This window comes from Streptomyces sp. NPDC093225 (assembly GCF_044753805.1).
Lineage (GTDB): Bacteria > Actinomycetota > Actinomycetes > Streptomycetales > Streptomycetaceae > Streptomyces.
On sequence record NZ_JBIVNX010000003.1, the window covers coordinates 130,257 to 141,509 of the forward strand.

The following is an 11,253-nucleotide window of genomic DNA, read 5'->3' on the forward strand; positions in this document are numbered from 1 at the left end:
ACGGCCACGACGACAGAACGACACCGAAAACCACCGAACACCACCGAACGCATGGACTTGTGCGGTAGCGTTCGGCAGCCCTGCCGAGGCTTGCGGTCGCGATCAGGAACCGCCCAGGTCGTTCAGTCGGCTCGGCCCACCACCGTCAAGACCTCACAGTGGCGACATGACGACACATCAGACTCAGTCAGCCAACACGCCCGGCGCAGAGGACTCGAACCATGGGCCGGCTTTCCTTCCCCTGCACACAGCTGTCGTACTGCTGGTGGCAGTCGTCCTCGGCTTCATTGTTGGCGGCCTTACGGTGGCCACCGACGCATCGCCCGCGGCATGCGTCCTTGCCGGACTCGTAGCCGCAGGCTCGAGCATCCCTGGCCTTCGCTCACTGATCGGTTGATCGCCACGCTCCCTGCACTGCTCACCGCGGCCGGAGCTGCAGATGGCGTGGTCCAAACATCTCTCGCAGGAGCGGTGGGGGCGCGCCGCCGAAGGCGTCCTGTGTATGACGCGACGATCTACCCACGGCCAGATCACGCATTCCCCTTGCACATCTGGCGCAGCGTCACGCACTCTGGTCAGTTCACTTCTCGGGCCCAGCTAGCCGGAGATCCAGCAGTCGTCGAAAGGGTGCCTTGTGAAGAGAGACTTCCCCGAGCTGTACAACCACTGCTTGGCACTCACGACAAGGATCATGAGAGAGCTCGCGGGGGACGGGTTCCCACCCCAGATCATCGAAGGTGTGGACATGAAAACCTGGCGTCGTGCGAGTCAGGAGCTATTCACCGTCCAATCCATCAAACAATGGATCGTGCCGTCCCGGTTGTGGCGCGAGATCGAGACGTTCGATGAGATGCGACAACTGCGTGCCATGATCCAGGCCCATCCAGTCTTGGCGTCCCGTGTCGACACCTTGGTCGGAACCGTCTTCAGCTCTCAGCGCCGCGAGCTCTCCGGCCTAGTCGTCTCGCTGGTGCAGGAGGTTGTGTTCACCAGCGGCACCTGGACATTCGACGCAGAAGCTTTCGACGCGGCCTACGAGCGGGTCGAGGCGGACCTTGTCGCAGAAACCGTCACCTTCACCGATTTCGTCCCCCTGCTTGGCTTCGATGGAGATCAGAGCGTTGACGGTCAGGAGGTTGCGCCAGGAGTCACGCTCCGCAAGATGACTGACTCCGAGGTCTGCCGTGCCGCGCAGCGTGCGGCGATCCCAATCGACCAGTACCTCACCACAGCGGCTCTCCAGATCTCCCGGTTCAACCAGTGGGCTCTGACCACTGAACATACCCATGCCCTTCGGACGGGCGATGACGACACCTCACCGCCGCAGGCTGCGCCGCAACTGCCGATCTTCGGTGCCAGCGCACCCATGGTGCTTGCCTCGATCCGATTGATCTGCGGCGGGTCAGCCACCACCAGTTACGGACTCCGCAGTGATTCCCTTGGGCAGGGCCTCTCAGCAGCCCTCATACCTATCGGACCCACCGATCCGTCGCGTCCCAGCGTGTTGGCCGGCCAAGAGATGCTGCATCAGGTTCGGGCAGTGTTTCAGCACATAACTCATCCGCGCGTAACAGCCGACAGGCCTCTCTGTACTGCGGCGCGCCAGGTAGTCCTTGCTGGCTCGCGAGGCTTGGTCGAAGATCGGCTGCTTAACCTGATCACTGCTGCCGAAGCACTGTTCATCACCCGTCCTCGACGCAGGGACCCAAACGGCAGGAAGGGCGTCCTTCTTGCCGCAGGCGCTGCCGATAGGCTCGCCGGTGATCGCACACTCGGCGCCCCAAGTAAGAGGAACATCAAGGCACTAATGCAGGCGGTCTACAAGTGGCGCAACGCGGAGGTCCACGGCGACCAACCCCCTGCCGGACCCCTAAGACTGCTTGGCGGAACTGAGACCCGTGACCTCACCGCCGTGGCTGCCGACCTTGACCGCATGATGCGTCGAGCGCTGCTGCTGACGTTGGAAGAAACCAGTCAGGGAACTACGCGTCCGCAGCGAACGCGTCAGCGCAGCTGAGCGCTGAGGGGTCTTGACCTTCTGGCGCCCGGCTATCCCTCTTCGCCAGCAGCGTGAGCAGGGCCGCCAGTTGGCCGTCATAGACAAGATGAGGCTCACAATCCATGGGGGCCTCGAAGCGGCCAGCGTGGCGGCGCAGGTCGTTCTCTGTGAAGAACATGGCGTTCGGGTCGTTGTACGTCTGCTGGTTGCGCCCCTCAATGCGCTCCCACAGCTCGTCGTGGGTGGCGGGCAAGTACACCAGCGACACGGCGGCGCCGGCCTGCTCGCCGAGCTCGCGCCACTCCTGGCGCTCGTCGGCGGTCCAGAAGCCGTGGTCCATGACCACGTCGCGGCCAGCGGCGAGCGCGGTGCGCAGCTCGGTCGCGAGCTCTTGCATGATCGGGCGCTCCCTGACCTTGTACTCGCCGCGGGGGAAGTCCCGGCCGTAGTGTCCGTGCGCGCGCCAGACGCGCTCGTCGGGGCAAAGGCGCAGGAAGCCGCGGGCTTCCAACTCGCGGGCGAGCGTGGTCTTGCCCGAGCCCGGCAATCCAGCCATCAGGACCAGCCTGGCCGGGCCGGGACGTCCTGCGAGGGTCCGCATGATGCGGGTGACCTCAGCCTCCTCGTGGGGTGCCAGGGTGCCGAGACGCCGGGCTGCCCGGAGAGCTTCCAGGCGGTCCTCAGCAGCGTGAACGAGGGCGTCGTCGAGGTGGGACGCGGTCATCCGATGGACTCTTCCTTGGCCCACCGCGAGCCGGGGCCACCGAGGTCGACGCCGTACTCGATCGTCGCCCCGCTCGCGTCGACGATGCGCACCGTCATGACGATTACGGCGGCGCGAGTGTCCGCGGGGATTTCGAGCAGTCCGGCGTCAGCAGGGGTCGTGATCTGGGCCCACATGGAGCTAAACCGCTGCGCGACCGGGCGGCCGGTGTGGCGAGTAATCACATCGATCGAGGTGCCGCCGCTCAGCCTCTTGCCCATCACCAGCTCCGGCAGCTCCTCGGCGAAGGCGGCCGGGATCCATGAGGTCGAGTGCGAGATGACGGCGCTGGTGTGCTCGTCGCGGTACACGCGGGACCGCCGGAGCACGGGTTCGCCAGCGTCGATGCCCAGGGCCTCGGCGACGTCGTCCGGTGCAGCGATGATGCCGGCCATGTGGGAGTCGGAGCGTTCTCCGGCACGCCAAGAGGAGCCAGTGAGTTTGCTGCGCTCCTCGCGCTCGGCGCCAGTGGACAGGGAGACCTGAGCTCGCACGACGGTGCCGTGGCCACGAGAAGACGCGACCAGGCCCTCGGCCTCCAGAGCCTTGTACGCCGCGTGCACCGTCGTCTTGGAGCCTCGCCCGTCTCGGACCAGGTCTTCAATCTTGGGCAGGCGGTCGCCGGGAACGTACTCGCCGCTGTTGATCTTCGCGGCGATGTCGTCGGCGAGGTCTCTCCACTTGGGCGGCATGTCCGGCGCTCTCCTCCGTCTTGACGCTCCCGCCAGTGAACCACAGTCCCGGGACTGAGTCACCGAACACCATTTTCCCGGGATTGCGAGCGCGTTCACCGTTGACACTCTCTCGCAATCCTGGGAATGTCATCCCAGACGGCAACGCCGAGTGAGGGCAACTCACGAAGCGTGAGGGCACAGCCATGTCTGAAGCGGCTGTGACCCCCATAACTGCACCCGGATACGGGTGTGGCCCCGGTGGGCGAACACCGAGGCCACTGAGCAAGGCCGACCGCCTGTGAGAGGAGCACGACCATGCTCGACATCGACGGTACCCCGGTGGACCGGGACCGGCTGTCCCTGCTGTACGTCATCTACAACGCCCGGCTCGTCCGGCACCTGCGCGCCCGCCTCGGGGCGAGGTGGCCGGCGGCCGAGGACATCGCCCAGGACACGTGGGTGCTGGTCGCGAGGCGGCTGACCGAGTGTCGCGTGACCGACAACTACGCCTTCGCCTGGATCACCGAGTTGGCCCGGACCGCGACTCTGGCCCACATGCGGGGTACGCGCCGGGAGCGGGTCACGGACTTCGCCGACTTCGAGGCCTCGGGCCTGCTGCCGAGCGCGCCGGCCGCCGAGGACGAGGCGCTGGCGAACACCGTCATCCTCGCGATGCTCGACGAGGAGCCGACCCCGCTCGGGGCCGCCGCGTGAGCGCCGGGCTGGAGGCGTTCCGCGCCTCGCACGGCGACCCCACGACGTGGACGGTTGAGGAGTTCGACGCCTGGCTCGCCCTCGGCGACCGGGACCGGATGCTCCTCGGCCTCCGGGACGCGAAGGACGCCGCCACGTACGCGACCATGCTGCGTGCCGCGGGCACCGTCGGGGGTGCCCGATGACGGTGACCGAGCTGCACCCCGACCCGGCCACGACCGAGACCTACTCCGAGGGCCTAGCCCGCGCAGAGAAGGTGCAGGCCGAGGCTGAGGCTCAGCGCATCAAGAACGAGTCCGACCGTCGTCGGGCGGCCCTGGCGGACGCGAAGGCCGAGGCCAAGGCTCAGGCGGACATCGAGGAGTCGCTCGCGGAGGCGGCCGACAAGCGCCGGCGCCGCGAGGAGTCCCGCCGCGAGGAGGACGCTCGCAAGGCGAAGGCTGAGCAGTCGGCCGACGAGTGGCGCCGAGCAGCGAAGCTGATCGCGATCATCTGCGTCATCGTCTCCTTGCCGCTTCAGATGCTGGCGTTCTGGGACCCGAGGATCCCGGTCCTGATCGCCGCGCCTCTGGTCCTTGAGGGTGTGGCCTGGGCCCTGCTGAAGGGCGCCGAGGCCGCGATCGACGACGACCGCCCGTCCTGGCACTACCGCCTGGGAGCCCTTCTCCAGGCGAGCATCGCGGCCGCCATCTCGTACGGCCACGGCGCCGAGCGCTACGGGCTGGTGACCGGCATCGGCGGCGCACTCTGCTCGTTCCTGGGCCCGGCGATCTGGGACCTGCACGAGAACGGCCGCATCGCCAAGCGCGAGGGCCGCAAGACCCTCGCCCAGCGCTGGACCGAGCAGCGCGCGGCCAAGGCCGAGGAGAAGCGCGTCAAGCAGATCGCCGCCGATCGGGAGACAGCCGACAAGACCGTGTGGGAGCGCGCGGTCTACCTCGCCGCAGCGCTCGGCGAGGTCGTGCCGAGCGAGAAGACCTACCGCCGGGCTTGGGACGAGATCCACGGCACCGAGCCCGGCTCGACGGCCGAAATCATCGCCGAACGACGGGCCGCCCGCCGGGCCGTACGGGTGGCCTCCAACGGGCCGCTGAAAGACGAAGAAGTGCAGGACGAATCCCAAAAGGGCACCGATAACGGACGGTCCGCCAAGGGCCTGAAGGAGCCCGGCGAGGACGGCCGGAAGAACAACGGTGGGACCCCTCCCCGCCGGGTCCCCGGCACCGTCAAGTACGGCCAGGGCGCCCGCGCCCAGATGAGCCGCGAGCAGCGCCGCACCGACGCGAGCTGACCGCCGCGCCGCACCATCCACCACCCTGCCGCACGAACTTGAAGGAGAGCTCTGCCATGGCCCGCATCATCCGCACCCTCGCCGTCTCCGGTGCCGCCGCCGCTGCGATCCTGTCCGCCGCCCCGCTCGCCGCCGCCGACACCCCCGAACAGGCCACCGCGATCGTGGAGGCCGCCGTTGACCGCGCCGCCGGTGCCCCGGTCAGCCTGCCCTCCGGCCGCACCGTGGCTGTCCGCGGTCTCGACTCCGTCTCCTACCACGCCGACGCCGCCCACCACGGTGCCGTGGTCACCCTGGCCAACAGCGCCGGGGTCGGCGCCCCGCTCGAGCAGACCTCCACCCAGCTCGGCACCACCACCCAGGTCCGCACCCAGGCCGGGACCGGGGCGGCCATCGGCACCGGCGTGGTCGTCACGCTCGTGCTCGGGATCGTCCTGTTCTTCGGGATCAAGCACAACAAGGTCTCCAAGGGCTGGGCCTTCCTGTGCGCGGCCCTGGGGATCACCCTCGGTGGCTCGGTCCTGGGCCCCCTGGTGATGAACCTCGGCGACGCTGCCGTGACCGCCGTCGGCTCCGTCCTCGGCAGCCTGTAGCTCGCTCAACCCCCGCCACGACCAGCAGTGACACGCCTCGCTCTCGTGCGAGATGCCGCACGAGGGCGAGGCGTGGCTCCCGTAGCACTTCATGCACCGGAGGAAGGCACATGGCGATCGAACTTCACCCCGAACCCCCGGCTGGCAGCGACGGCATCCCCGATGCCGAGATCCTCGATGCCGAGGAGGTCGGCCGCCGCGAGCAGATGACGGCGGCCGTGAAGACGTACGCGGCGAACGCGGGCAAGGCGTTGGCCGAGCAGAAAGGACGGGTCTTGTCCCGGGTCGCTGCCTGGTACGCCGCGAGCGACGTCACGGACGAGGACCTGGCCCGGGAGATCGAGCACAAGCGACGGGTTGGCCAGCACCAGGAACAGGCCCAGCTCGCGACCCGGATCAAGGCCCTGCGGATCCAGGTCCGTCACGCCGAGGGCGAGGACGCCACCCGGCTCGCGCTGGACCTGGCGACCGCCGAGACACAGCTCCAGGTCGTCAAGGAGCTGGACGCGGACGACCTCAAGGTGACGGGCAAGGCCCTGAGCAAGGCCCGCTGGTCGAAGAAGGCCGGCAGGGTCGCGGTCACGGTCGGCGGGGCGTACGCGTACGTCAACGCGGTGGCGACCGCGCCGGTCCTGGCGCTGGCCTCGCTCGGGGCCGCCCCGCTCGCCTGGTGGTTCCTCTCCCGCGACGAGGAAGCCCAGGCCCAGCCCGGGCCGGGTGCGCCCGCGTTCATCCCCGAGCAGGCCACGGGGGTCCCGGTGGCCGTCGGGCTGTCGGTGGCTACGCCGGTCGTCGTCGGCACCGAATCCGACGGCCGACCGGTGGCGGTTCCGGCAGAGCCGTTCGTGCCGGACACCCTCTCGTCGCTGGGCCGGGTCTCCCTGGTCAAGCCCGAGAGCGCTCGGGTGCAGGGGGAGTCGGACCTCGTGACCGCACTGGTCAAAGCCGGAATCATCACCGAGGCCCAGCGCGACCAGACGCACCTGGTCGGGGCGATCGCACCGTCCGGACCGGGGTGGACGGCCACGATCGAGCTGCCGCGCGGCATGCCGGCCTCCAACGCGGTCGGCCGCCTGGAGGAGCTCGCGTCGGCGATGCGCATCAAGAAGTCGCGGATCGAGCTGCGGCCCGACACCTCGACCGAGGGCCATGACGGCCGCCTGGTGCTGTGGGTGGCCGACGCCGACAACCCCTACGGCACCGGCAAGACCACCAGTGAGCTCGTCGCCGCCGAGCGCTGGGGCTTCTGGAAGCAGGGGATCCCGCTCGGTCCGGACGCCCGCGGCAAGCGCCACGCCCTGGACCTGATCTGGTCGTCCATCATGATCGGCGGCCTGATGGGCTACGGGAAGTCCTACCTCGCTCGGCTCATTGCGGCTGCAGGCGCGCTGGACCCGACCGTGCGGATCATCGTCATCACTGGCAAGACCGGCCCGGACTGGGCGCCGCTCAAGCACGTGGCGCACCAGTGGATCGCCGGCGCCTCGCCGGACATCATCCGCAAGGTCCTTCGGGTGATGGACACGACCATCACCGAGATGCAGGACCGGGGCAGCGACCTGGACCGCCTCTATGAGACGGACCCGGAGAAGGTCCCCGAAGGCAAGGTCACCCCGGAACTCGCCGCCGACGGAATGGGCCCGGTGCTTCTGATCGTCGACGAGCTCCAGGAGCTCCTCGACGGCGCCGCCCTGGTCCAGGTCGCCATCGAGGACGACGGCGCCGGCGAGGGCGGACGGACCAAGACCAAGAATGCCCGCGACATCCTCGTCGACTCCTTCGCGCGCTACGTGCGCGTCACCCGCTTCGTGCTCGGCATGGGCGTGTTCATCACCCAGCGGCCCAGCTCCGACAGCGTGCCCACCAAGCTGCGCGACGTGTGCGCCAAGCGCGCCGCCTTTCGAGTCAAGGGCGTCAACTCGGCGAAGATGGTCCTCGGCGAGGACCCGGTCGCCATGGGCGCCGCCCCGCACCTGCTCGGCGAGGACTCCCGGGGCGTGGTTGTCCTGGAGCTCGGCGACGAGGCCGGCCACATCACCGTCAAGGCCGACGTCATCGACCTGCCCGCCTTCAAGGACATCTGCCTGAAGGGCCGCAAGCTCCGCCAGGACGCCGGAACGCTCACCGGCGACGCTATCGACCACGGCAAGAAGGACGAAGCCGCCGACCAGGCCCGCACCCTGCTGACCGACTGCCTGACCGCACTGAGCGAGGCGGGCATCGACCGGGCCCGCACCGAGACGCTCCTCGCGCACCTCGCCGCCCGCTTCCCCGCCGCGTACAGCGAGCTGACCACCACCCAGCTCCAGACCGCGCTGCGCGAGGCCGGCGCCGGGACCACCCGCAAGCTCGGTGCCGTCGAAGGCCGCACCAACGCCAACGGCTACACCGCCGACCAGCTCCGCGACGCCCTCAAGTAGGGCAGAACGCCTGGTCGTGAGGCCGGTCGACCGCCAGCCGGTGTCCGATATTCACCAGTCTGCACCCTAGTCGCCGGGGGAGTCGGGGCGGCCTGCCGACCGCGCCCGACCTTCTGAGGACCACTCCCCGGACCAGGACAAACCAGGCACCGACCAGGGGTCGACCGCCCTGTGAACCACCCCGCAAACCCACCCAGACCGCACGGGAGGTTCGTCATGGCCACGTACTCGGTCGAGTACCTCGGCGCGATCGTCGCCGACTACCAGAACACCGTCGAGCACCACTTCATCGCGGGTGACCCCGCTGTCGGCGAGGCGGCCGCGAAGGCCTTCGCCAACCGCTGGCCGACCGACGCGATCCGCGCCGCGGTCGACGCGCTGCGCGCCGCCTACGCCCTCCAGCACGGCAAGGCCTTCGGCCCGCTGAACGACGCCCTCGGCCGCCTCGCTCGCGCCTGAGCCCGCCCACCCGCAGGGGCGCCCTCACGCCTGGACAGCCCAGGGCGCACCCCGACCCACCAGGGAGCCACCACCCTCATGCCCGAGCTGATCAACGGCACCAAGATCTGGCACCGGACGAAGGCCGACTTCAAGGACCTCGACCACTGGATGGCCAAGGGACGCACCGTCTACACGGTGCTGCAGATGGCCACGAACCTCGCCCCGTACGAGGACGACGAGGCCTACACCGACCACACCTGCACGGGGCGCCACGTCCTCTTGGGCAACTGGATGTTCGGCGGCACGGTCTCCATCGAGCGCCTGCTCTTCGAGTACGGCCCCGTCCACCAGGCCCCGCCCGCCGGCCTCCGTTTCCTGGGCGCCCCAGTCCCGCAGGTCGGCGGCCCGCTGCCCAAGGGCAAGGAGCACGGCCGCAAGCTCACCGCCAAGGAGATCGCCTACCTGGAGGCCCTGGCCAGCGAGGCCGACGCGCGCTCCGGCGCGACCAAGCGCTCCAAGCAGGCCCTCGGCAACCGCTGGTTCTGACCGCCGCCACAGAACGCAGAACGAGGGCGCTCCCCACGCCTGGAAGCCCGGGAGCGCCCTCCCCACCCGAGCCGCCCGAAGAGCAGACCGGAGGTACGACCAGATGAGCACGACCGTGACCGCCCCCGCAAGCCGCCCCCTCGACCTGGAGCTCGCGCCCGCCGCCGAGGTACTGGTCGCTGAGATCGAGCGCTACCTCTCCGCCCGTACGCGGACCACCGCCCATCCCCTGGTCACCAAGACCACCCAGGAGCTCGTCGCCGAGGCCCTGGCCGAACTTCCCGCTGGCCCCTGCCCGCACGCGGCCCCGCAGCTGCGGCCGCCGGCCCCGATCCTGCGTCGCCTGCCCAACTGGGCGCTGTCCCTCCCGTTGCTGCGCGCCTGGCACGGCGGCGGCCGCGCCATCACCGCCGCCGAGAACCTCGAACTGGTCGCCCTGGTCATCGCCACGTTCGGCTGGGCCCAGGACACCCAGCGCGGCCGGGACGGCGGCCGGTGCATCCTCGGCGCCCAGTGGGCCCTGCACCGCCTCGGCTACGGTGACGTCCACACCCTGCGCGCCGCGTCCGGCTACCTGCAGAACACCCTGGGAACCGAGGCCGGCTCCTACGAGGCGTGGAACGACCACCCGGCCCGCACCCGCGAGCAGGTCCTCGCCCTGGTCCGCGCCGCCGCGGCCACCGCACGCCGCGACGGCCGATGAACACCGTCGCCGACGATGCGACCGTGCCGATCTACCGCTACCAGCAGGCCCCGGCCGGACTCATGACGAAGCGCCAGCTAAGCGCGGCTGGCCTGCGCCCCGGCGGCACCGACCCGGTCGCCGAGATCCGTTGGCGCCGCGGCCGCCGCTTCGCCCTGCTCTACGACCCGGCCCGTGCCCAGCCCAAGCGGCCCATGACTCCGGGGCTGTGGCGGGCCCACGCCGCGATGATGCGCGCCCGCCGCACCTGCCCGGGCTGCCGCGTCCTGCGCCCGTACGTCATCCCCACCTCGCTCGGCACCTGCCCCGACTGTGCGAAGGACGACATCCGATGACCTTGCCCCGCCCCTGGACCACCGCTGCCACCATCGGCGACCTCGGAACCGCCATGGCCGGCTGGATCGACGGCCGCCTCCCCGCCCGGCCCGGCTACTTCGGCCCCGCGGTCGACGAGGAGACCATCCCGCTGGTGCCGACCCTGATCGCCCTGTGCAGGGCCGGTTACGTCACCAGCTCCTCCCAGCCCGGCGACTCCGGCCGCGCCTTCGACGGCCGCCCCTACCGCCAGCGCGCCGGCATCGAGGGCGTCATCTCCGCTACCCACCCCGCCCTCGACCGGCTCCTGTCCCTGAAGGACCGCGGCCTGATCGTCTGCGCCCACGGCCCCCGCCACGCCATCGGCCGCCTCGACGGCGAGACCGTCACCGAATGGGGCGGCCGCCCCTACACCTGGTTCGGCCGTCGTCTGAGCCCTCGCGAGCTGCGTGCCGAATGGCACGGCATCGGCGACGAGGCCATGAAGCACCTCGCCACCACCGGAGTCCAGCTCACCGTCATCGACCCGCGCTGGGGAATCGACACCGGCCTCTGGTCGGCACTCCGCACGGTGCTCACCGGCCGGTCCGACTGATTCCGACGCCGCTTACGCGCGTGTGCGCGTGATCCTGCGCAATCAGCGCAATTCCTCGCCGTTTCGCCCCGATATGCCCGTGCTGACAGACCGGGTGTAACAGATCCGAGGGGTGCCGCGTCTTCCGAAGCGAAAGAGATCGTCTGGATCACGCTGATCGATTCGGAGACAAGAGCTCTCCCACCACATCAACGACTAG

The 11,253-nt window shown here is 69.7% G+C and carries 13 protein-coding genes; 11 read left to right on the top strand and 2 right to left on the bottom strand.

Features of this window, described 5'->3' with window-relative positions:
• Positions 1-691: 691 nt before the first annotated feature.
• Positions 692-2,017 (top strand): hypothetical protein, encoded by a 1,326-nt coding sequence (locus tag ACIQCH_RS04655; RefSeq protein WP_402577886.1) that lies wholly within the window; start codon positions 692-694, stop codon positions 2,015-2,017.
• On the opposite strand, the gene ACIQCH_RS04660 is transcribed toward ACIQCH_RS04655, so the two are convergent.
• A complete protein-coding gene (locus tag ACIQCH_RS04660; protein ID WP_402577888.1) occupies positions 1,983-2,723 on the bottom strand; it encodes an AAA family ATPase in 741 nt (246 codons plus the stop codon). The genes ACIQCH_RS04655 and ACIQCH_RS04660 overlap by 35 nt on opposite strands.
• Positions 2,720-3,454, bottom strand: coding sequence for a GntR family transcriptional regulator (locus tag ACIQCH_RS04665; RefSeq protein ID WP_402577890.1), 735 nt, complete (start codon positions 3,452-3,454; stop codon positions 2,720-2,722). Before ACIQCH_RS04665 ends, ACIQCH_RS04660 begins: the two co-directional genes overlap by 4 nt.
• Before the next feature lie 297 nt (positions 3,455-3,751).
• Between ACIQCH_RS04665 and ACIQCH_RS04670 the strand changes: the two genes are divergently transcribed.
• The 10 genes from ACIQCH_RS04670 to ACIQCH_RS04715 all read left to right on the top strand — a co-directional run bounded on the left by ACIQCH_RS04670 (position 3,752) and on the right by ACIQCH_RS04715 (position 11,054).
• Complete coding sequence (locus ACIQCH_RS04670; RefSeq protein WP_402577892.1) at positions 3,752-4,150, top strand: RNA polymerase sigma factor; 399 nt, start codon at positions 3,752-3,754, stop codon at positions 4,148-4,150.
• Complete coding sequence (locus tag ACIQCH_RS04675) at positions 4,147-4,335, top strand: hypothetical protein (protein WP_402577894.1); 189 nt, start codon at positions 4,147-4,149, stop codon at positions 4,333-4,335. The genes ACIQCH_RS04670 and ACIQCH_RS04675 overlap by 4 nt, the downstream gene beginning before the upstream one ends.
• Complete coding sequence (locus ACIQCH_RS04680) at positions 4,332-5,441, top strand: hypothetical protein (RefSeq protein WP_402577896.1); 1,110 nt, start codon at positions 4,332-4,334, stop codon at positions 5,439-5,441. The genes ACIQCH_RS04675 and ACIQCH_RS04680 overlap by 4 nt, the downstream gene beginning before the upstream one ends.
• 56 nt (positions 5,442-5,497) lie before the next feature.
• The gene (locus tag ACIQCH_RS04685) at positions 5,498-6,034 is read left to right on the top strand and encodes a hypothetical protein (protein ID WP_402577898.1); all 537 of its coding nucleotides are present in this window, start codon (positions 5,498-5,500) and stop codon (positions 6,032-6,034) included.
• 110 nt (positions 6,035-6,144) lie between these two features.
• Complete coding sequence (locus ACIQCH_RS04690) at positions 6,145-8,454, top strand: hypothetical protein (protein ID WP_402577900.1); 2,310 nt, start codon at positions 6,145-6,147, stop codon at positions 8,452-8,454.
• A 216-nt stretch (positions 8,455-8,670) separates the two neighbouring features.
• The gene (locus ACIQCH_RS04695) at positions 8,671-8,913 is read left to right on the top strand and encodes a hypothetical protein (RefSeq protein ID WP_402577902.1); all 243 of its coding nucleotides are present in this window, start codon (positions 8,671-8,673) and stop codon (positions 8,911-8,913) included.
• A gap of 78 nt (positions 8,914-8,991) precedes the next feature.
• Positions 8,992-9,441, top strand: coding sequence for a hypothetical protein (locus tag ACIQCH_RS04700; protein ID WP_402577904.1), 450 nt, complete (start codon positions 8,992-8,994; stop codon positions 9,439-9,441).
• 103 nt (positions 9,442-9,544) lie between these two features.
• A complete protein-coding gene (locus ACIQCH_RS04705) occupies positions 9,545-10,144 on the top strand; it encodes a hypothetical protein (RefSeq protein ID WP_402577906.1) in 600 nt (199 codons plus the stop codon).
• A gap of 23 nt (positions 10,145-10,167) precedes the next feature.
• Complete coding sequence (locus ACIQCH_RS04710; RefSeq protein WP_402577908.1) at positions 10,168-10,479, top strand: RRQRL motif-containing zinc-binding protein; 312 nt, start codon at positions 10,168-10,170, stop codon at positions 10,477-10,479.
• Positions 10,476-11,054 carry a DUF6919 domain-containing protein gene (locus ACIQCH_RS04715; protein ID WP_402577910.1) on the top strand — a complete coding sequence of 193 codons (579 nt, stop codon included), beginning with the start codon at positions 10,476-10,478 and terminating at the stop codon, positions 11,052-11,054. The genes ACIQCH_RS04710 and ACIQCH_RS04715 overlap by 4 nt, the downstream gene beginning before the upstream one ends.
• The last annotated feature ends 199 nt before the right edge of the window (positions 11,055-11,253 follow it).